This window comes from Azospirillum sp. BE72 (assembly GCF_031455875.1).
In the GTDB taxonomy this organism is placed as follows: domain Bacteria; phylum Pseudomonadota; class Alphaproteobacteria; order Azospirillales; family Azospirillaceae; genus Azospirillum.
This window is the reverse complement of the sequence record NZ_JAVDTO010000016.1, coordinates 14635-34982: the sequence shown is the minus strand read 5'-3', so window position 1 is coordinate 34982 and position 20348 is coordinate 14635. Positions and strand designations below refer to the sequence as shown.

16 protein-coding genes are annotated in these 20348 nt (G+C 68.9%); 10 read left to right on the top strand and 6 right to left on the bottom strand.

Annotated elements, in window-relative coordinates; all coding sequences use genetic code 11:
* Nucleotides 1–88: 88 nt before the first annotated feature.
* On the bottom strand, nt 89–1615 hold the full coding sequence (locus J2Y49_RS26545; RefSeq protein WP_310118323.1) for a 5'-nucleotidase C-terminal domain-containing protein: 1527 nt from the start codon (nt 1613–1615) through the stop codon (nt 89–91).
* Nucleotides 1616–1802: 187 nt separating this feature from the next.
* On the opposite strand from J2Y49_RS26545, the gene J2Y49_RS26540 reads away from it, so the two are divergent.
* Nucleotides 1803–2501, top strand: coding sequence for a type 1 glutamine amidotransferase (locus J2Y49_RS26540; protein ID WP_310118322.1), 699 nt, complete (start codon nt 1803–1805; stop codon nt 2499–2501).
* Here the strand turns inward: J2Y49_RS26540 and J2Y49_RS26535 are convergent.
* Nucleotides 2458–4110 (bottom strand): molybdopterin-binding/glycosyltransferase family 2 protein, encoded by a 1653-nt coding sequence (locus J2Y49_RS26535; protein ID WP_310118321.1) that lies wholly within the window; start codon nt 4108–4110, stop codon nt 2458–2460. The two genes, J2Y49_RS26540 and J2Y49_RS26535, sit on opposite strands and share 44 nt — an antisense overlap.
* Before the next feature lie 119 nt (nt 4111–4229).
* A complete protein-coding gene (locus J2Y49_RS26530; protein WP_310118319.1) occupies nt 4230–5204 on the bottom strand; it encodes a choline ABC transporter substrate-binding protein in 975 nt (324 codons plus the stop codon).
* Nucleotides 5205–5553: 349 nt separating this feature from the next.
* On the opposite strand from J2Y49_RS26530, the gene betI reads away from it, so the two are divergent.
* Nucleotides 5554–6129, top strand: coding sequence for a transcriptional regulator BetI (gene betI / locus J2Y49_RS26525; protein ID WP_149225872.1), 576 nt, complete (start codon nt 5554–5556; stop codon nt 6127–6129).
* 2 nt (nt 6130–6131) lie between these two features.
* On the opposite strand, the gene J2Y49_RS26520 is transcribed toward betI, so the two are convergent.
* Entirely contained in the window at nt 6132–7043 is a 912-nt protein-coding gene (locus J2Y49_RS26520) for a proline/glycine betaine ABC transporter permease (protein ID WP_310118315.1), read from the bottom strand.
* Nucleotides 7036–8226: a glycine betaine/L-proline ABC transporter ATP-binding protein gene (locus J2Y49_RS26515; RefSeq protein WP_310118314.1), complete on the bottom strand. Its 1191-nt coding sequence runs from the start codon at nt 8224–8226 to the stop codon at nt 7036–7038. The genes J2Y49_RS26520 and J2Y49_RS26515 overlap by 8 nt, the downstream gene beginning before the upstream one ends.
* Nucleotides 8227–8799: 573 nt before the next feature.
* Here J2Y49_RS26515 and J2Y49_RS26510 point away from each other — a divergent pair.
* From J2Y49_RS26510 to J2Y49_RS26475, 8 genes are all read left to right on the top strand, one after another.
* The gene (locus tag J2Y49_RS26510) at nt 8800–10164 is read left to right on the top strand and encodes a globin-coupled sensor protein (protein WP_310118311.1); all 1365 of its coding nucleotides are present in this window, start codon (nt 8800–8802) and stop codon (nt 10162–10164) included.
* Nucleotides 10165–10286: 122 nt separating this feature from the next.
* Nucleotides 10287–11381 carry an AbrB family transcriptional regulator gene (locus J2Y49_RS26505; RefSeq protein ID WP_310118309.1) on the top strand — a complete coding sequence of 365 codons (1095 nt, stop codon included), beginning with the start codon at nt 10287–10289 and terminating at the stop codon, nt 11379–11381.
* A gap of 102 nt (nt 11382–11483) precedes the next feature.
* Entirely contained in the window at nt 11484–12641 is a 1158-nt protein-coding gene (locus J2Y49_RS26500; protein ID WP_310118308.1) for a PLP-dependent aspartate aminotransferase family protein, read from the top strand.
* Between the two features lie 179 nt (nt 12642–12820).
* Entirely contained in the window at nt 12821–14095 is a 1275-nt protein-coding gene (locus J2Y49_RS26495; protein ID WP_310118304.1) for an imelysin family protein, read from the top strand.
* Between the two features lie 134 nt (nt 14096–14229).
* Nucleotides 14230–15714, top strand: coding sequence for a multicopper oxidase family protein (locus tag J2Y49_RS26490; RefSeq protein ID WP_310118302.1), 1485 nt, complete (start codon nt 14230–14232; stop codon nt 15712–15714).
* Nucleotides 15707–16978 (top strand): di-heme oxidoredictase family protein, encoded by a 1272-nt coding sequence (locus tag J2Y49_RS26485; RefSeq protein WP_310118300.1) that lies wholly within the window; start codon nt 15707–15709, stop codon nt 16976–16978. The genes J2Y49_RS26490 and J2Y49_RS26485 overlap by 8 nt, the downstream gene beginning before the upstream one ends.
* Nucleotides 16979–17028: 50 nt before the next feature.
* Complete coding sequence (locus J2Y49_RS26480; protein WP_310118298.1) at nt 17029–18141, top strand: imelysin family protein; 1113 nt, start codon at nt 17029–17031, stop codon at nt 18139–18141.
* Nucleotides 18142–18144: 3 nt separating this feature from the next.
* Nucleotides 18145–19290 carry a DUF1513 domain-containing protein gene (locus J2Y49_RS26475; protein ID WP_310118296.1) on the top strand — a complete coding sequence of 382 codons (1146 nt, stop codon included), beginning with the start codon at nt 18145–18147 and terminating at the stop codon, nt 19288–19290.
* A gap of 143 nt (nt 19291–19433) precedes the next feature.
* Here the strand turns inward: J2Y49_RS26475 and fghA are convergent, their stop codons facing one another.
* The gene (gene fghA, locus J2Y49_RS26470) at nt 19434–20285 is read right to left on the bottom strand and encodes an S-formylglutathione hydrolase (protein ID WP_310118295.1); all 852 of its coding nucleotides are present in this window, start codon (nt 20283–20285) and stop codon (nt 19434–19436) included.
* Nucleotides 20286–20348: the final 63 nt, after the last annotated feature.

Genomic DNA, 20348 nt, shown 5'->3' with positions numbered 1-20348 from the left:
ATAGGGCGGACGGGCTACCCTAAAGGGAAATGCCGCGCCCGCGCAACGGAGTGTCGTGTCGCGGCCCGATAATGTCCCGGCCGCTGCGTTATTTTGCCACGATCCGCCCTTCCACCGCAGGCATGACCGTTTTCTTGGACTCGACGTGGTTCATCACGATGGTCGCCAACAACACCGCCCCCGATGCATCGACGATCACTTTGGCGCGCGGGAAGGCGGCATAGCCGTCACCGCCCTTCAGCATGAAATCGTTGGTCGCGACGCGATAGGTCGCCTGCGGGTCCATGGGCTTGCCGCCGACCGTCACCGCGGTCACCCGGCGCCCGGCCGGCGCCTTGGGGTCGTAGGTCATGGTCAGGCCGGAGACCTGCGGGAAACGGCCGGCCTTCTCCTCCACCTTGCCGACGCCGTGCTCCAGGGTGGAGATCAGATCCTGCCCCGACATCTCCACCAGCACCCCGACATTGCCGAAGGGCAGTTCGGCGAAGATGTCGCGGCGGGTCAGGCGGGAACCGGCGGGATGCAACGCGTCGGCACGGATGCCGCCGCCGTTGGTGATCGCGACATCGGCCTTCAACGTCTCTCGCAGGGCGTCGGAGATCAGGTTGCCCATGCTGGCCTCGCGGCTGCGCACCACGTCCTTGCGGCTGTCCAGTTCGGTCGCGGTGGTGCCGATCACGGCGGCAAGATCGCTGTCCAGCCGCTTGGTGTAGCCCTCGACCACCGCGTCCACCTCCGGGTCCGGAGCGACGCCGGCGGTGGTGACGAAGCGCCATTCGGTCGGCAGGGTGGTGGTCGCCGGCCCCTTGCCGGCGTCCCTGGTTTCCACGGCCAGCTTGACGACGCTGAGATATCGCGCGTCCTGCCCGGCCTTCAGGATCAGGGTGGAGCCCTCATAGAAGCTGATCGGGTCATGGTCGTGGCCGCCCAGGATCAGGTCGATGCCCTTGACCTTGGCGGCCAATTGCCGGTCCTCCTCGATGGTCAGGTGGGTCAGCGCCACCACGACCGCCGCCCCTTTGGCGCGCAACTCCTTCACTGCCGCTGCGGCGGTCTCCGGCACGGGCGGGAAGCTGAGGCTGGTGCCGGCGCTCGACAGGCGGGCGGTGTCTGGGGTGATCAGGCCGATGAAGCCGACGGTGATGCCGTCGACGGTCCTCGTCCAGCTCGGCACCGTGGTCGCGAAGGCGGAGCCGTCGGCCTCGCGCACGTTGGTGCCGATCCAGGGGAACTTCGATTCGGCCATCCGCTGTTTCAGTGCGTCGGGACCGAAGTCGAATTCATGGTTGCCGAAGGTCACCGCATCGACGCCGATGGCGTTGAACAAGGTGATCATCTGCTCGCCCTTGGTCGTCCCCGACAGCAGCGACGGCGACAGGAAATCCCCGCCGACGGTGGTGAAGGCATCGGGGGCCGAGGCGCGTTCGCGCTTCAATAGGGTCATCAGCGGCCCGAACCCGCCCTGCCCCTTCACCGGTGCGATCTCGTACACATCGTTGATGTGCAGGAAGGTCAGCGAGCCGCTCTGCGCCCACGCGGGGAAGGAGACCGGCATGGACATGCCGAGAATGGCGGCGATCAGCGGAGCGGCGAGAAGACGGATGCGGAACGGCATGGGGCGGACCTCCGGCGCGGAGCGGGACAGGACGGTTGACGGGCACTCTAAACCAGCTGCCCGGCGGCACGCATAGCGGCTTTGCGGGGCGCGGCATGGGTTCCGGAGCGCCTGCGGCTTGAACTCCGCCCGCGACGGTCTCACAACTTGATGACACCCGTGCCAACGACGCGAGCCGAGCAGACCCATGCGCATCCTGGTCGTTCAGAACAGCCGCACCGCTCCCATCGGTCTGGTGGGCGACGCGCTGACCGACAACGGCGCCACCCTCCACGCCATTGCCGCCAACGAGGGAGAAGCGATTCCCGAGAAGGACGGCTATGCCGGCCTCGTGGTGCTGGGTGGTCCGCAGGACGCCTGGGACGACGCGAAGGGACCGCATTTCGGCCGGGTGATGGACGTGATCCGCGACTTCACCGACGCCGACCGTCCAGTGATGGGCATCTGCCTGGGTGCGCAACTCGCCGCCCGCGCCTATGGCGCCAAGGTCTACCGCCATACCACGCCGGAACTGGGCATCCACCGGGTCAGCTTGACCGATGGGGCCCAGGACGACCCGCTGCTGGGCGGCTTCGGTCCGGAGCTGAACCTCGCCCAGTGGCACTACGACACCTTCGAGTTTCCCGAGGGCGCGGTGCCGCTGGCCTATAGCGCCGCCTGCGACCGGCAGGCCTTCCGGCTCGGTCGTGCCACCTATGCCTTCCAGTTCCATCCGGAAGCGACCGGCGACATCCTGCGCGGCTGGGCCTCCCGCATCCGGGAGGAAGCGAGGGAAAGCAATGCCGACATGCTGCACGGGCTGGAGGCTTCCATCGCCACCCACATGCCGGTGGCGGAACAGTTCACCCGCGCCATGACCCGGCGCTGGCTGGGTCTGGCTCGCTGACGGTTTCGGCGAAGCGGGCCAACAGGTCGGGGGTGTCGACGTCATAGAGGATGCCGGCATCCTCCACCGACACCTCGCACAGCCGGTCGGCATGCTGGCCGATCAGCCGCTTCGCCCCGGCATCGCCGGTCAGCCCCGCCATCTCGGTGAAGAAGGCGCGGTCCCACAGCACGGGGTTGCCCTGCTTGCCATGGGTGGTCGGCACGCAGATGGCGCGGCCTTCCAACGGGCTGTAGGCGGCGATCAGCCGATCGATCACGGCGGATGCCACCCGAGGCATGTCGCCCAGGCACACCACCACTGCGTCCGACTCACTCGGAACCGCCGCCAGCCCGGCGCGCAGCGAACTGCTCAGCCCCTCGGCGAAGGCGGGGTTGTGGACGAAGGTCACCGGACGGTCGGACAGCACCCGCGCCACGCTCTCCCCCTGGTGGCCGGTGACGACGATGACGTTGGCGGCTTGCGAGGCCAGGGCCGCATCGACCGCGCGGGCGACCAGCGGCGCGCCGTTCACTTCCGCCAGCAGCTTGTTGGTCGGTCCCATCCGGCTGGAGCGTCCGGCCGCCAGCACCAGCGCGGTGACGCGCGGCGCCCGCGGCGTCTCCGCGGCCACGCCGGCCCGCGGCAGGGGGCGCGTCGGAATCTCCGCCAGCAGCCCGCCGACACCCATCCGCATAACCTCCGCCCTGCCCGGCGGCACGCCCGCAGCGATGCGCTGCAACACCCAGTCGAAGCCGTTCAGCTTGGGCGAGCGCGCGCAGCCCGGCAGGCCCAGCACCGGCCTGTCCCCGCGCCGGGCCAGCAGCAGCAGGTTGCCGGGGTCCACCGGCATGCCGAAATGCTCCACCACGCCGCCGGCCCGCTCGATGGCGGCAGGCAGCACGTCGCGCCGGTCGGTGATGGCGGAAGCGCCGGCAATCAGCAGCAGGTCCGCAGGCGGCATCGCGGCGATCAGTTCCGCCAGCGCGCCCTCGTCATGGGCGCAGCGCGCCTCATGGACCAGCGTGCCGCCGAGAGCCTCCACCCGCTCCCGCGTCACCGCCACGGTCTTGTCGAGAACGCTGTCCTTCATCCCCGGCAGCCGGGTCTGGATCAGCGCTGCCGACAGTGGACGGAAGGGGAGGACGGCCAGCGGCGGCGCACCGTCGGCCGCCAGACGCTCCGCCTGCTCCACCGCGGCGGCGGGGGCGGCGAAGGGGATGATCTTGACGGTCGCCAGCATCTGGCCCGGCTCGACCGGGGCGAAATCCGGCAAGGTGGCGATGGTGACGCTCTCATCGATCACGTTGATCGCGTCGAGGCACGCCGGGTCGAGGCGGAGTAGGCCGCGCGCCTCGGCGAACAGGTTGACGCGGCCGGTGAAGGCGGCGGCGACCTGCACGCCACCGCCCGCCACCGCGGCGGCGATGCGGGTGGCGGCCGTATCCTCCGCAATATCGACTTCCGACAGCTTGGCGGCGATCACCTCGCCGATTCCGGCCTCCCGCAATGCCGCCACATCCCCGGCCGACAGACGCCGACCCTTCTTGAAGGCAAGCGCCCCCAGGCGGAGCGAATGGGCGAGGATCGCGCCTTCTGCGTCGGACAGGGGAAGCGGACCGAAAAACATGGGGGCTCCGGGCGGGCACGAAGGAATGCCAACCGCATATGGCGACCGGACCATCACCAGGCAATGGCCCGGTTGCCGCCTTAGGCAGGCGTGACCGCCGTCCGAAGCCCCCCGTCAGGTCACGACTTGGTGGCGACGCCCAGCTTGGCCTGCACGGCCGCCAGACCGTCCTTGCCGTCGATGGTGGTGACGCCGTCCAGCCAGCCCTTCAGCACGTCGGGGTTCTTCTTCAGCCAGGCCTTGGCGGCTGCATCGGGCTTCTTGTTGCCGTTCATGATGTCGTCCATCACCGCGTTCTCCATGTCCAGGGTGAAGGACAGGTTGGACAGCAGCTTGCCGACATTCGGGCATTCGGCGGCGTAGCCCTTGCGGACATTGGTGGCGACGGTGGCGCCACCCAGGTTGGGGCCGAACCAGTCGTCACCACCCTCCAGATAGGTCAGTTCGAAGCTCTTGTTCATGGGGTGAGGCTCCCAGCCCAGGAACACGACCCAGCCCTTGTTGCGGGCGGCCCGCTTCACCTCGGCCAGCATCCCGGCCTCGCTGGACTCCACCAGCTTGAAGTCCTTCAGGCCGAAGGCGTCGGCTTTCAGCATCTTGTCGATGATCAGGTTGCCGTCGTTGCCGGCCTCGATGCCGTAGATCTTGCCGCCCAGCTTGTCCTTGAACTTCGCGATGTCGGCGAAGGTCTTCAACCCGGCCTCGGCGGCGTATTTCGGGACGGCAAGCGTGTATTTGGCGCCTTCCAGGTTGACGCGCGTCACCTCGACGGAGCCGTCTTCCAGCACCGGCTTCAGGAAAGGCTCCATCGTCGGCATCCAGTTGCCGAGGAAGACGTCGAGCGACTTGGTCTTCAGCCCGGTATAGACCAGCGGCACCGACGACATGGTGGTGGTCGGCTTGTAGCCCAGCGCGTCCAGCGTGACGGAGGCGAGCGCGGTCGTCGCCGCGATGTCGGTCCAGCCGACGTCGCCGAAGCGCACCGCCTTGCAGGACGCCGGATCGGCGGCCAGCGCCCCGCCGGCACCCAGCGCCACCGCCGCCGCGACACCGACGCCCGCGATCCCCTTGGCCACAGCCATCCATCCGCTCATATCCTCAACTCCTCTTTCCTGTGTTTCCGGTTCGTCCGGTCTGCTTGTCAGGCTGCAGTTCAAAGCCCCTCTCCCTCGATGGGAGAGGGGTTGGGGTGAGGGTGGGGCCGGCGAATGCCGGCCGGGAATTGCTTCCCAGCTTTTCAAACTGGACCGCACCCCTCACCCCAAACCCCTCTCCCGCAAGGGGAGAGGGGCTTTTGCCGATCTCCCGACGCCCAGGTCCTCTGCACAGCTCTGCCGTTTTCGTCATCGACGGAGCGGCGAAAATGGCGCATTTGTTGCGACGCAAGCCAAGGTCCCGGTTGCGGCCGGCCATGGCGGAGAAGGACAGGAGACCGCTCGCCCCATGCCCAAAGTCGGAATGGAACCGATCCGCCGCCGTCAGTTGATCGACGCGACCATCACCTCGATGGGCGAGCATGGACTGGTCGACACCACGGTCCAGACGATCAGCCGCGGGGCCGGCGTGTCGCCCGGCATCATCCATCATTATTTCGGCGGCAAGGACGAACTGCTGGCCGCCACCATGCGCAGCATGCTGCAACAGTTGCGCGACGACGCGACCCAGCGGCTGGCGGCCGCCGATTCTCCGCGTGCAAGGCTGGAGGCGATCGTCGACTGCAACTTTGCTCCCGGCCAGTTCGAGCCGCGGGTGGTCGCCGCATGGCTGGGCTTCTGGGCGCAGGCGCCGCACAACCCGGCGCTGTCGCGGCTGCAACGGATCAACGCCCGCCGCCTGCATTCCAACCTGCTGCACGCCCTGCGCCCCCTGCTTCCGGCCGAGCGGGCGGAGCGGGTGGCGGTCGGGCTGGCGGCGATGATCGACGGGCTGTGGCTGCGCTTTGCCCTGACCGGCGCGATCGACGGCAGCGCCGCAAGGGCGGTGGCGCTGGGCTACCTCGATTCGGAGCTGAATGCCTGACCTCACCGCCGCCACCAGCGCCGCTTGGCCGTTCCGGCGGCGGCCCGATGGCGAATGCCCCGCCCAAAACTCTGGGTGATGCGGTCGAGCACGACGGCGAGCAGCACCACGCTCAATCCGCTCTGCACGCCGAGACCGATGTCCAGGCGCTGGATGCCCTGAAGCACCACATTGCCCAGCCCGCCGGCACCGATCATCGAGGCGACGACGATCATCGACAGCGCCATCATCATGGTCTGGTTGACGCCGGCCATGATCGACGGCAGGGCATTGGGCAACTGGACCTTGAACAGCAGCTGGTGGCCGCGGCAACCGAAGGCGCGGCCGGCCTCCACCAGCTCCTCCGGCACCTGCCGGATGCCGAGCGCGGTCAGCCGCACCGCCGGCGGCATGGCGAACACCACCGTGGCGATGATGCCCGGCACCCGTCCCAACCCGAAGAACATCACCGCCGGGATGAGATAGACGAAGGCCGGCATCGTCTGCATCAGGTCGAGCAGGGTCTTGCCCACCCCGTCGGCGATCTTGCTGCGCGCCATCCAGATGCCGAGCGGCACCCCGCCGATCAGGCTGAGCGCGGTGGAGGCGAGCACGAGGCCGAGGGTCGAGACCGTCGGCTCCCACAGGCCCATCACGAAGATGCCACCGAACGCCAGCAGCGTGAACAGGGCGAAGCCGCGCCCGACCCGCCACAGCGCGATTGCCGCAAGCACCAGCGTCAGCAGCCAGGGGGGCACCCCCAGCAGCAGCCCGTCCAGCGCGCCGCCCAGCCCGTCGACCACCCCGGCGATTGCGTCCAGCGCCGGCTGGCCGTGGTCCAGAATCGTCGTAACCAGCCATTCGGAGCCGCGGGCGATGCCGCCGCCGATGGTCTCGCTCAACCACTCCACGTCGAGGATCGCCGCCTCAGCCATGGCGTACCTCGCGGCCGGCGCCCTCGCCCCGGTCCAGTGCAGCCAGCAGACCTGCGCGGGAGATTACGCCGACGAAGCGTCCGTCCGCCTCCACCACCGGCAGCGGGCAGGGCGCCGCGGCGGCGCGGCCCAGCAGCGAGTGCAGCGGCGTATCCGCCGCCACCGGTTCCAGCCCGAACAACGCCGATGTGCCGTCGCCGGCCAGCACGCCGCGGAAATGGCCGGCGGCGTCGGTGCGGTAGCGGAAACGCGCACCCTCCCCCTCCCCTATGGCGTCTGCCGGTGTCGGCAGGCGGGCGAGGTCGCGGGCGCGCAGAACGCGGGAGGAATCGACGCCGCGGAAGAAGGCGCGGACATAGTCGTCGGCCGGCGCGCGCAGGATCTCTGCGGGCGTGCCGATCTGGGCGATCCGCCCGTCCTCCATCACCGCGATGTGGTCGGCGATCCGCATCGCCTCCTCCGCATCGTGGGAGATGAAGACGATGGTGCGGGCGTCCTCGCGCTGAAGCCGCAGAAGCTCGTCCTGCATGTCGGTGCGGATCAGCGGGTCGAGCGCCGAAAACGCCTCGTCCATCAGCATGATCGTCGGATTCTTGGCAAGCGCGCGGGCAAGCCCGACCCGCTGCTGCATGCCGCCCGAAAGCTCCTGCGGGTAGCGGTCGGCATAGGCGCCCAGCCCCACCCGTTCCAGCGCCGCCATGGCCGCCTTGCGCCGCTGTCCGCGCGGAACCCCGGCGACCTCCAGCCCGAAGGCGGCATTCTCCAGGGCGGTGCGGTTGGGCAGCAGGGCGAAGGACTGGAAGACCATGCTCATGTCCCGCCGCAGCACCTCGACCAGTTCGCCGCGCGACAAGCGGGTCAGGTCGCGGCCGTCCAGCCGGATCTCCCCCTCCGACGGTTCGATCAGCCGGTTCAACAGACGGACGATTGTCGATTTGCCGGACCCGGACAGGCCCATGATGACGAAGATCTCGCCGGCGCGGATGTCGAAGCTGGCCTCCGCCACGCCGACATTGACGTTCAGCTTTTTCAGCACCTCCGCCTTCGTCGCGCCGCAGCGCAGCATCTCCAGCGCCGGACGCGGATCGTCGGCGAAGACCTTGCGCAGGCCGCGAACCGCCAGGCGCACCTCTCCCATCCCCGTCGAAGACGAGCCGGTCGGCGTGGGCAGGTTCATGGACATGGCAAGACTTCCGGAACGCAACAGAACGGGATGATGGCAATCGGGCCGTAGATTGCCCCGAGACGAGGGGCGCGGTCGATAGCCACGTTCGCGGAGTTTGCATTTTGCTGACGCCGTCGTCCATTTCGCCGCACAGCACGGCGCATTTTATTTTGATTGGTCGTTCAATGAAAAATACAGGTGGGGGCTGGAGGCCACTTCATGCCTCCAGCCTCAACCGGGAGAGGTATGGAAGGGTGGAAGCGATCAACGGCATTTCCTCTTTTCGTCTGTGGTTATCGGAGGGTTTGTTTCACCTTCGGCAAATATGTCTCTGACGAATGACCGACACGCCGTTCGGAACGGTAAGTAAAATGTGCAGGACCGAACGTTTTAGATTTTCGTTTTCCTGCAGACGAAATATTTATCTAAAAGATTACACTTCAGTCATGCGCCATGTTCGTGCTTAGTTATCACACGCCATACTGCGGTATGCAGTGATTGTTGGCAGCAACAATCCATCCGGGCAGCGGGCCAGTGGCCGGCGGCAGCGGTAGCCGCACCAGGAATTTCGGAATAGAGGATCGTCCGATCATGAGTGTCGCGCTGTCCAACGGGCATGCAAAGCGCCTTGCCGCCTTCGCCATCACCGAGGATGATCTTGCCATACTTCGGGCCAACCGGGATTTCGCCGAGCGCAGGCTTCCTGGCCTTCTCGAACAGTGGCATCGGCATTTCGATGCGTGGCCGGAAATCCAATCGGCGCTGAAGCTGCCGGAGGTGCATGCCGCCCGTGTCGACCATTGGTCCCGCGCCGCCTCCGGACGGCTCGACGAGGGTTTCGGCGAGTCCGCCCGGCGGCTGGCTTCGCTGTTTTACCGCAACGGCGTTCCGGCCTATGCGGTGTCGATCTGCCATTACATCGTCAGCACGAACATCGCCCGTGAACTGGGCCTGACCGGGGGCGGCGACGACGGCGTGATGGCAGGCCTGTTCGGTGCCGGTGCCCGCCGCACCCGTGCCGCCCAGCTGGAGGCGCTGACCAAGATCGCCTGGTTCGACATGGAACTGCTGCTGGAGACCTACAAGGCCGCCGAAGAGGACAGCAAACGCGCCACGCTCGACCGGCTGGCCGGCGATTTCGAGGGCAGCGTCAAGAGCATCGTGGAGGGCACCGTCGCCGCGTCCGACCAGATGCAGGCGCATGCCCGCCGCATGTCGGAAATCGCGACCGCCACCAGCCGCCGCTCCACCGATGTCGCATCGGAGACGGAGATCGCCTCGTCCAGCATGCAGACGGTCGCCGCCGCGACCGAGCAGCTTTCCGCCTCCATCTCCGACATCAGCCGCCACGTCAACGAATCCTCCCGCATCTCGTCCTCCGCCGTCGACGAGGCGGAACGCACGAAAGGGACCGTCAGCGGTTTGGTCGAAGCGGCGCGGCGCATCGGCGACGTGGTCAACCTGATCAACAGCATCGCCAGCCAGACCAATCTGCTGGCCCTGAACGCCACCATCGAGGCCGCCCGTGCGGGGGAAGCCGGCAAGGGATTCGCCGTGGTCGCCAACGAGGTGAAGCATCTGGCCAATCAGACCGCCAAGGCGACGGAGGATATCTCCACCCAGATCGCCGGCATGCAGAGTGCGGCGGGCAATGCCGCCGAGGCGATCCATGCGGTGGGCCGCACCATCACCCAGATCAACGAGATCGTCACGACCGTCGCCGCCACGGTGGAGGAACAGACCGCCGCCACCCAGGAGATCACCCGCAACGTGCAGGAGGTGGCCATCGGCGCCCGCCGGATCACCGGGTCCATCGGGCAGGTGACGCAATCCTCCGCCGAAACCGGCGGCATCGCGCAGGAGGTGCTGTCGGCGGCCGGCCTGCTGCACCGTCAGGCGGATGAGCTGAACCAGGGGGTCGGCGATTTCCTCAGCCGCATCCGCTCCGCCGGCTGATCCCCAACCCGATCGCACCGCCACCGGCTGCATGGCTGCCGCGCCCGCCCTGCCGCTGGACGGAAAGGTCCCGCGGCAGGCAGCATGCTCCGGTCGCAAATTATTCGTACAGGTATGAATCCGTGGCGGGTACGGAGGATCGGGCGGGAGCCGGCCGGCCGAATGGCCGGGCCGGCAAGCTGGCGCAATGGGCGGGCCTGCTCGGGCTGTCGGCGGCGCTTACGTTGGGGCTGGATTGGATCGGGCTGCCGGCTGCCTGGCTGATCGGTCCGATGATCGGAGCGATCGTGTTCGGCGTCGGCGGAGCCTCCATCCGGGTGCCGCCATCCGGCTTCACCGTGGCCCAGGCGATCATCGGTTGCCTCGTCGCCCATGCCGTCACCGCGTCGATCCTGCTGTCCATCGCCCGCAACTGGCCGTTGATGCTGGGAACGGTCGGCCTGACGGTGACGGTCAGCGGCATCGTCGGTTGGCTCTTCGTCCGCTACGGCAGCCTGCCCGGCACCACCGCAGCCTGGGGCGTGTCGCCGGGAGCCGCCGCGGCCATGGTCGCGATGGCGGGCCAGCATGGCGCGGACGCCCGGCTGGTCGCGGTGATGCAATATCTGCGCGTGGTTCTGGTGGTGCTCAGCGCCTCCCTGGTCACCCACGCGCTGACCGCCGGCCCGCAGGGTGCGACGCCGGCCGCCGCCCCGGCAACCGCACCGGTCGAGGCGCTGGACCCGGCGGGGCTGGCGGCGACCCTGCTGGTCGCCCTGGTCGGAGGCTGGATCGGGCACCGGTTCCGCATACCGTCGGGCGCCCTGCTGGTCCCGATGGTGCTGGGGGCGCTGGTCCAGACCGGCGCCGGGATATCGCTGCAACTGCCGCATACGCTGCTGACCGTCACCTATGCCGTGATCGGCTGGAGCATCGGGCTGCGCTTCACCCGCGAGGTGCTGGGCCACGCGTTCCGTGCGGTGCCGCAAATGCTGCTGTCGACCGCGCTGATGATCGCGCTGTGCAGCCTGTCGGCCTGGATGCTGGTCACGCTGCTGCCGACCGACCCGCTGACCGCCTTTCTCGCCACCAGCCCGGGCGGGCTCGATTCCGTCGTGGTGATCGCGCTCGGCACCGGGGTGGACCTGCCGCTGGTTTTGGCGCTGCAGACCTTGCGGCTGTTCGTGGTGGTGCTGTCCGGACCGCCGCTCGCCCGCCTGATCGCCCGTTACGCCTGAGCCTTCGGCGAAAGGCGCACTGCCCGACGGGACGTTGCGCCGGCTCTGGTTCGAAGCGTATCCTTCGTCCCCCCTTACGCCCCGATCCGGAGTGCCCCGGCAATGACCGACCGCCCCCACCGTCCCGAAACCATCGCCGCCGGCGCCCTGGGATTTGAGGACGCCGCCAGCGGCGCGGTCATTCCGCCGATCCATCCCTCCACCACCTACATCCGCGACCCCGACAACGGCTATGACCGCGGCCGGGTCTATGCCCGAGCCGACAACCCGACCTTCGACATTCCGGCGCGGACCATCACCGAACTGGAAAAGGGTGCGGACACGCTGCTGTTCGCTTCCGGCATGGCGGCGGCGACGGCGGTGTTCCAGGCGCTCGATCCCGGCGACCATGTGATCGTTCCCGACGTGATGTACTGGGCCTTCCGCAACTGGGTGCATGGTCCGGCCACCCGCTGGGGCCTGCGGGTGGAAGGGGTGGACACCAGCAACACCGACGCGGTCCGGGCCGCACTCCGCCCCGGCGAGACGCGGCTGGTCTGGCTGGAGACGCCCGCCAACCCGCTGTGGACCGTCACCGACATCGCCGCGGTGGCCGAACTCGCGCATGAGGCCGGGGCATGGCTCGCCGTGGACAGCACGGTGGCGACCCCGGTGCTGACCCGTCCGCTGGAGCTGGGCGCCGACATCGTCATGCATTCGGCGACCAAATACCTGAACGGCCATTCGGACGTCGTCGCCGGCACCCTGACCGCCGCCCGCAAGGACGAGTTCTGGAGCCGCATCAAGGCGGTGCAGACCCAGCAGGGCGGCATCCTCGGCAGCTTCGAGGCATGGCTTCTCCAACGCGGGCTGCGCACCCTGTTCGCCCGCGTCCGCTGGCAGTGCGCCGCCGCCATGACCCTGGCGGAGCGTCTGTCCGCCCACCCGCAGGTGTCGGAGGTGCTCTATCCCGGTCTGCCCGGCTTCCGGGGCCATGGCATCGCCTCGCGGCAGATGACCGGCGGCTTCGGCGGCATGCTGTCGATCCGGGTGAAGGCCGGCGCCCAGGCCGCCATCGACACCGCCGCCCATGTCGGCGTCTGGCGCCGCGCCACGTCTCTGGGCGGGGTGGAAAGCCTGATCGAACACCGCGCCAGCATCGAAGGCCCGACCTCCCCGGTTCCCGGCGACCTGCTGCGCCTGTCGGTCGGCCTTGAGTCGCCCGACGACCTGTTCGAAGATCTGGGCCAGGCGCTCAATCGGGCTCTCCGCCAGGGGTGACGAACGGCCTCCCTTCCCCCATCACCGGGTGATATCGACGCAGCCGCCGACCGCAGCCGCTTTTCCGAGTACCCCCAACGCGGATAGGGCTTGACAGTGAGAATGATTCGCGACGTTATTCGCTGAGAATCAGTCGCACTTGCTGTCATTTCAGACCACCGACGTTCGAGGAGACCTCCATGTCGAAGCGCGCTGCCGGCCTTGCCGCCGTAGCCGTCGTTGCCCTGATGCCGTTCGCCGTCCAGGCGGCGGCACCGGCCTATAAGGACGTGGCGAAGAACTACGCCGACATTGCCCATGCCGCCTACGAGGACGCCACCATCAGCGCCAAGGCGCTGAAGAAGGCGGTGGACGCCCTGGTCGCCAACCCGACGGAGGAGACTCTGGCGAAGGCGCGCGAGGCCTGGAAGACCGCCCGCGTGCCTTACATGCAAACCGAAGCCTTCCGCTTCGGCAACCCGATCGTCGACGAATGGGAAGGCAAGGTGAATGCCTGGCCGCTGGACGAGGGCCTGATCGATTATGTCGACGACGGTTATGCCGGCGGCGAGAGCAACCCCTACGCCAAGGCCAATGTCATCGCCAACCCGAAGATCACGGCCGGCGGCAAGACGATCAACGCGGCGAAGATCAACAAGGGCCTGCTGAGCGAGAAGCTGCACGAGGCCGGCAAGGTCGAGGCGAACGTCGCCACCGGTTACCACGCCGTCGAATTCCTGCTGTGGGGCCAGGATCTGCATGGCACCGGCCCCGGTGCCGGCGAGCGCAAGGCCACCGACTACGCCAAGGGCAAGGACTGCACCAACGGCCATTGCGACCGCCGCGCCCAGTATCTGACCGTTGCCACCCAGATGCTGGTCGACGACCTCGCCGAGATGACGGCGGAGTGGGCGGCGAAGGGCAAGGCCCGCGCCTCCATCGCCAAGGCCCCGGAAGGCGAAGGCATCGCCCGCATGCTGACCGGCCTGGGGTCGCTGAGCTACGGCGAGCTGGCGGGCGAGCGCATGAAGCTCGGCCTGATGCTGCACGACCCGGAGGAGGAGCATGACTGCTTCTCCGACAACACCCACAACTCGCACTATTACGACGAAGTCGGCATGGTGAACGTCTACAACGGCAGCTACAAGCGCACCGACGGCAAGACCGTCTCCGGCGCCTCGCTGTCGCAGCTGGTCGCCGCCAAGTCCGCCGACGCCGACGCCGCGGTGAAGACCGCCATGGCCGAGACCATGAAGGCGATGCAGGCGATCAAGGACACCGCCGACAGCGGCAAGATGGCATACGACCAGATGATCGCCGCCGACAACGAGGACGGCAACAAGCTGGTGGCCGCCGCCGTCGACCGTCTTGTCGACCAGAAGAAGGCGCTGGAAGGCGCCGTCAGCACCCTCGGCGTCTCCATCAGCGTCCAGGGTTCCGACAGCCTCGACGATCCGTCGAAGGTCGGCAAGTAAGCCTGCATCCGGCTCCGGTCCCGCGCCTCATCCGCGCATGACCGTTCCCCCACCTTCCCTTCCGGACCGATCCGGCGCGGAAGGGGCGGGGCCGGAGCCGGTCTTTTCCTGCCTGTCGTATTCGGACCGCCGTCATGCCGCACCGCCTCGCCGCCGCCCTGTCCCGCCGTGCCCTGCTGCGCGCCGGGGGAGCCGCCGTCGCGGCGGCCGCGCTGGGCGGAACGGGGGCCGCCGCGCCGGCTGCCGGCGCCCTGAAGCCCAGCCTTGGCGGGCCGGCGCCGATCACCTCCGCCGGCGATCTGGTCGAGGTGGAGCTGGTCGCGAAGCAGCGTCTTCAGCGCATCCTGCCGGAACCAGCCGAACCGTCGCCGCTGATCACCTACGCCGACCGCTTTCCTGGTCCGATCATCCGCATGCGCAAGGGCCAGCGGCTGCGCGCCACGCTCGTCAACGAACTGAACGAGCACACCTCGATCCATTGGCACGGCATCCGCCTGCCGAACCTGGAAGACGGCGTGCCCTACCTAACCCAGCCGCCGACCAGGCCCGGCGAACGCCATGTCTATGAATTCACTCCGCCCGACGCCGGGTCCTTCTTCTTCCATCCCCACTGCAACACGGTCGAGCTTCTGGGCCGCGGCCTTGCCGGCGTGCTGATCGTGGAGGAGCCGGACGCGCCGAAGGTCGACGCCGACATCGTCTGCCTGGTCAAGGACTGGCAGCTGGACAGGACCGGCAGCTTCGGCACCTTCATCACCGACCGCGGCGCCGCGCGCGCGGGCACCTTCGGCAGCGTGTCGACCGTCAACGGCGCCATCGATCCGGTGATCGAGGTCCCGACCAACGGCGACATCCGCGCACGCTTCTACAACGTCGACAGCACGCGCGTCGTCGACCTGCGGGTGGAGGGCGCGGATGCCTGGATCATCGCGGTCGACGGCAACCCGCTGCCGCCCCGCCCGCTCGACGGCTGGCCGATGGGACCGGCGATGCGCATCGACGTGCTGTTCCGCGCTCCCGCCAAGGCCGGCCAGACCCTGCGGCTGACCAACGTCTATTCGGCCGAGCCCCGGCCGCTCGCCACCTTCCGCGCCGTCGGTCCTGCGCTGCCCAACAAGCGCTTCAAGCCGCGCGCCCTGCCCGCCTCCGCCATTCCCGAACCGGACCTGAAGAACGCGCCCGTCATCCCGATGGCCTTCTCCGCCACCGCGGTGGCGCAGAGCTTCGACCCGGCGATCCTGGCCGGCCTGCCCTATGCCGACTCGCTCTGCCTGTCGGAGAAGACCTTCTGGGCGATCAACCAGCAGAGCTGGCCGGAGGGTGGGCACGAGCATCTGCCCCCGCCGCTGGTCACGCTGGAGAAGGGCCGGAGCTACATCTTCGAACTGGCCAACCTGACGCCGCACCTGCACCCGATCCACATCCACGGCTACACCTTCAAGGTGCTGTCGTCCGACAGCCGCGAGGTGGTGCCCCACCATGCCGACACCGTCCTGCTGGAGCCGAAGGAACGCCTGCGCGTCGCCATCAAGGCCGACAACCCCGGCGACTGGATGTTCCACTGCCACATCATCGAACACCAGGACACCGGCATGATGGGATATATCCGCGTTGCTTGAGATTTCGCTCCGCGGCACAGCAACCGCGCTTTTTCTGCTCCTCGCCCCCGCCGCGCAGGCCGCAGACAGCCTCGACAACCGCATCGGCGAGGCTCTGTTCCGCCGCATGTGGGTGGCGGCGCCCACCGCGACGCAGGCGGCCGACGGCCTCGGTCCGCTCTACAACGCGCGCTCCTGCGCCACCTGCCATCCGCGCGGCGGCGGCGGCCGTCCGCCCGACCCGGCGGTGGAGGGGGACCAGGGCGTCGGCTATGCGATCAAGCTGAACGACGACCCTGTCTATGGCCGGCAGATCCAATCCAACGCCATCCTCGGACAGGTGATCGAAGGACGCCCCCGCGTCACCTACCGGGAGGAAGTGGTGCGCTTCCCCGATGGCGAGACCGTCCGGCTGCGCCACCCCACACCGGCCGTCGAGGATCTCGGCTATGGCCCGCTGGCACAAGCGACTGCGATGTCGGCCCGCGTGCCTCCGCGTGTCCATGGCATGGGCCTGCTCGACCGCATCCCGGCCGAGGAGATCGAGGCGGAGGCGGCAAGGCAGGCGGCGTCCGGCGGCCCGGTGGCCGGACGGGTCAACCACGTGACGGTGGACGGCAGGACGCAGGTCGGCCGCTTCGGCTGGAAGGCGATGCACCCCACGCTCGACCACCAGGATGCGGAGGCCTTCAGCCTCGACATCGGCATGTCGACCCCGGCCTTTCCCGAACCCTGGGGCGACTGCACCCCGGCCCAAGCAGCCTGCCGCAATGCCCCGCACGGCGACTCCAAGCAGTTCGAGGGGCTGGAGATCCCCAGCACGGTGATCGGCCTGATCGACGGCTATCTGCGCGACCTGCCGCCCGACGGCAGCCTGGAGGCGTCGAAGGACAAGGCCGGCACCAGGCTGTTCGCCGACACCGGATGCGCCGCCTGCCACCGCCCGTCCTGGCGCACGGTGGAGGATCCGGCGCACCCTGCCCTGTCCGACCGCGACATCTTCCCGCACAGCGACATGCTTCTGCACGACCTCGGCCCCGCCCTGGGCGACGCGTTGCCGATGGGCGAGGCGCGCGGAAGCGACTGGCGCACCACGCCGCTGTGGGGGTTGAACCGGCTCGCGGCCAAGGACGGCCAGCTGTCGCTGCTGCATGACGGGCGCGCCCGCAGCGTGACCGAAGCCATCCTGTGGCATGGCGGCGAGGCGGAGAGAGCGAAGGACCGCTTCATGACCCTGCCTGCGGCGGAGCGGAAACGGCTGGTGCGCTACGTGCTGGGTTTGTAAAGGATGGACGGGGTTTCGATCCGCGTAACCGGCAGAAGGGATTTGATCGTATGCGACGCCGCATAGTGCTTGGGCTGATGTCCGCCGCCGCCGTGGCGGCCCTGCTGCCCCGGACCCCGGCCCTCGCCGCCCGCCAGTCGGACAAGGACAGCGCCTTCCTGGCCGGCATGGTCCGCAGCCACGCCCTGCCCCGCTTCGACGCGCTGGTGACAGCAGCCACCGCCTATGCCGACACGCTCGACCGCTTCGCCGCCGGCCCCAGCGCCGCCGGCCTTGCGGAGGCGCGGACGGCCCACACCCGGGTCACCGATGCTTGGGCCGCGGTCCAGCATCTGCGGCCGGGTCCGTTGACCGTGAACCTGCGCGCCGACCGCCTGTCCTTCTGGCCGGAACGGGCGGGCGTGGTCCAACGGCAGATCGGCCAGATCCTGCGCGACCAGGACCCGAAGCTGCTGCAGCCGGGGGCGCTGGCCCGCCAGAGCGCGGCCGTGCAGGGACTGACCGTGCTGGAACGGCTGCTGTTCGACGAGAACGTCACGGTGGAGAGCTTCACCGGCAGCGACGCCAAGCGCTTCCGCGGGCTGCTCGCCGCCGCTGCCGCCCGCAACGTCGCCGCCATCGCGGCCGATGCGCGCGACGGCTGGAAGGAGTTGGAGGCGCCGCTGGCCGCCGGTCAGGCGACCGTCCTCGGTCCCACCGCCTCGGAGGCCGTGAACACGCTCTACGCTTCCGCCATCACCGCCATGCAGGTGATCATCGACCAGAAGCTGATGGCCCCGCTCGGCACCGGCATCGAGGATGCCAAGCCGACGGTGGTGGAGGCTCTGCGCAGCGGCCGGGCGCTGCGCAACATCGCGCTGAACCTGGAAGGGCTGCGCGCCCTGCTGATGGGCGAGAATGGCGGGCCGGGCTTCGTCTCGCTGCTGCCGCCGGGAGAGGACGGGGCGACCGCGAAGCAGGCGATCGACGAAAGTTTCGCCGCTGCCATCGGCGCGGTGGAGGCGGTGCCCGGTCCGCTGAACAAGGCCGTGACCGACCCCGCCGCCCGCAAGAAGGCCGACGGCGCCCTGCGCCTGATCAAGGCGGCGCGGGTGGAGATGCTGGGCACGCTCGCCCCGCTGCTGGACATCACGCTGGGCTTCAACGAACTGGACGGGGACTGAACCATGGCCGGTAAGGGCGCGATGGACCGCCGGAACATCCTCGGCCTGCTCGCCGCTCCGGCATTGGGTGGGCGCCTGCTGGGCGGCGGGCTGCTCGCCATGCTGACCGGCAAGGCCCATGCCGCCGGCAACGGCGCGATCTACCTCAACGCCTATGCCACCACCGGGGCGGAGCCGAGCTACGGCGTCGCGGCGCTGAATCCCGCCGGGAAGGTGCTGTTCACCATCCCCACCCCCGGCCGCGCCCATGGCATCGTGCCGCGTCCGGGGATGGCCGAGGCGGTGGTGTTCGCCCGCCGGCCCGGCCGCTGGTTCCAGATCCTGTCGCTGACCGATGGCGCCGCCGGTCCGGTGGTGCGGGCGCCGGACGACCGCCGCTTCACCGGCCATGGCGACTATTCCGCCGACGGCCGCACCCTCTACGTCGCCGAGGACGACGTTCCGCGCGAAGAGGGGGCGATCGGCATCTATGACGCCACCGACAATTACCGCCGCATCGGCGCCATCCCGACCCATGGGCTGGGACCGCATGAACTGATCCTGATGCAGGACGGCAGCACGCTGGCGGTCGCCAACGGCGGCGTCATCACCCATCCCGACACCGGCCGGGCCAAGCTGAACCTCGACAGCATGGACGCCTCGCTGACCTATGTGGAGGCGTCGACCGGCAGGCTGCTCGACAAGGTCCGCCTGCCGGAGGAGCACGGCAATCTCGGCATCCGCCACATCGCGCTGCTGGACGATGGCGGCATCGCCTTCGGCACGCAGGACGAGCGGCCCATCGGCATGCTGCAGCCCCTGACCGGCGCACACCGCCCCGGCAGCGGGGCCGCCCGCCTGTTCGACACGCCGGAGGACGTGCTGTCGCGCATGCAGGGCTATATCGGCAGCGTCGCGTCGGACGGCCGGACCGTCGCCGCCAGTTCGCCGCTGGGCGGGATCATCGGGTTGTGGGACGCCGCGACGGGCGCATGGCTGGGCTCGACCGCGCTGGCCGATGGCTGCGGGCTGGCGCCGAACGGCGATGGGTATCTGGCGACCAGCGGGCTGGGCGTGATCGAGCCGGTGTCGAACACCGCCGAGGCGGGACCGGAATGGCGGGCGCCGGAGTTCCGGTGGGACAACCACCTGACGCGGCGGGTGGGGTGAGGTTCGGTAGTGCGGAGTTAGACCCCCACCTAACCTCCCCCGCTGGGCGGGGGAGGGACTGCCGTCACTCTCCCGAATAAGCACTTACCCCCTCCCCCGCCCAGCGGGGGAGGGTTGGGGTGGGGGCAATCGAAGCCTGCCACCTACCCCACCAGCGCCGCCGCATGGTGGCGCAAATGGTCCTCGATGAACGTGCTGATGAAGAAGTAGCTGTGGTCGTAGCCCGGCTGCATGCGCAGCGTCACCGGGTGTCCGACCGCCTCCGCCGCTTCGACCAGCGCCTGCGGCTTCAACTGCGCCTCCAGGAAGCCGTCGCGGTCGCCCTGGTCTATCAAAATCGGCAAACGTTCCGAAGCGTTCGCAATCAGTGCGCAGGCGTCCCACTCCAGCCAGCGGTCCCGGTTCGGTCCCATATAGCGGCCGAACGCCTTCTCGCCCCAGGGCACCGCCGCCGGGTTGACGATGGGGGCGAAGGCCGACACCGCCTTGTAGAAGCCGGGATGCTTCAGCGCGCAGACCAGCGCGCCATGCCCGCCCATCGAATGCCCGGCGATGGAACGGCGGTCGCCGACCGGGAAGTTCGCCTCGATCAGCGCCGGCAGTTCCCGCGTCACATAGTCGTGCATGCGGTAATGCCGCGCCCACGGCTCCTCCGTCGCATCGACGTAGAAGCCGGCGCCGAGGCCGAAATCCCAGCCGCCGTCCGGATCGCCCGGCACCCCCTCGCCCCGCGGACTGGTGTCGGGGGCGACGATGGCAAGGCCCAGTTCCGCCGCGACGCGGAAGGCGCCGGCCTTCTGGGTGAAGTTCTCGTCGGTGCAGGTCAGGCCCGACAGCCAGTAGAAGACCGGCACCTTCGCACCGGTCTCCACCTGCGGCGGCAGGAAGATGGCGAAGGTCATGTCGCAATTCACTGCCGCGGACTGGTGCCGCACCCGCTTCAGCCGGCCGCCGAAGACGCGGGTTTCCGACAGGGTGGTGAGGGGGTCGGTCATGGAACTGCCTTCTCGTAAGTCGCTGCCCTGATCGCCCCCTCCCCCGGTGCGGGAGAGGGGAGC

Excerpts from the sequence above, each read along its gene's own strand:
- J2Y49_RS26490 (WP_310118302.1), top strand. The coding sequence starts at position 14,230 with ATGCCGCACCGCCTCGCCGCCGCCCTGTCCCGCCGTGCCCTGCTGCGC.
- J2Y49_RS26495 (WP_310118304.1), top strand. The coding sequence starts at position 12,821 with ATGTCGAAGCGCGCTGCCGGCCTTGCCGCCGTAGCCGTCGTTGCCCTG.
- J2Y49_RS26545 (WP_310118323.1), bottom strand. The coding sequence starts at position 1,615 with ATGCCGTTCCGCATCCGTCTTCTCGCCGCTCCGCTGATCGCCGCCATT.
- J2Y49_RS26510 (WP_310118311.1), top strand. The coding sequence starts at position 8,800 with ATGAGTGTCGCGCTGTCCAACGGGCATGCAAAGCGCCTTGCCGCCTTC.
- J2Y49_RS26515 (WP_310118314.1), bottom strand. The coding sequence starts at position 8,226 with ATGTCCATGAACCTGCCCACGCCGACCGGCTCGTCTTCGACGGGGATG.
- J2Y49_RS26480 (WP_310118298.1), top strand. The coding sequence starts at position 17,029 with ATGCGACGCCGCATAGTGCTTGGGCTGATGTCCGCCGCCGCCGTGGCG.
- J2Y49_RS26520 (WP_310118315.1), bottom strand. The coding sequence starts at position 7,043 with ATGGCTGAGGCGGCGATCCTCGACGTGGAGTGGTTGAGCGAGACCATC.
- J2Y49_RS26530 (WP_310118319.1), bottom strand. The coding sequence starts at position 5,204 with ATGAGCGGATGGATGGCTGTGGCCAAGGGGATCGCGGGCGTCGGTGTC.
- J2Y49_RS26475 (WP_310118296.1), top strand. The coding sequence starts at position 18,145 with ATGGCCGGTAAGGGCGCGATGGACCGCCGGAACATCCTCGGCCTGCTC.
- J2Y49_RS26540 (WP_310118322.1), top strand. The coding sequence starts at position 1,803 with ATGCGCATCCTGGTCGTTCAGAACAGCCGCACCGCTCCCATCGGTCTG.
- betI (WP_149225872.1), top strand. The coding sequence starts at position 5,554 with ATGCCCAAAGTCGGAATGGAACCGATCCGCCGCCGTCAGTTGATCGAC.
- J2Y49_RS26500 (WP_310118308.1), top strand. The coding sequence starts at position 11,484 with ATGACCGACCGCCCCCACCGTCCCGAAACCATCGCCGCCGGCGCCCTG.
- J2Y49_RS26535 (WP_310118321.1), bottom strand. The coding sequence starts at position 4,110 with ATGTTTTTCGGTCCGCTTCCCCTGTCCGACGCAGAAGGCGCGATCCTC.
- fghA (WP_310118295.1), bottom strand. The coding sequence starts at position 20,285 with ATGACCGACCCCCTCACCACCCTGTCGGAAACCCGCGTCTTCGGCGGC.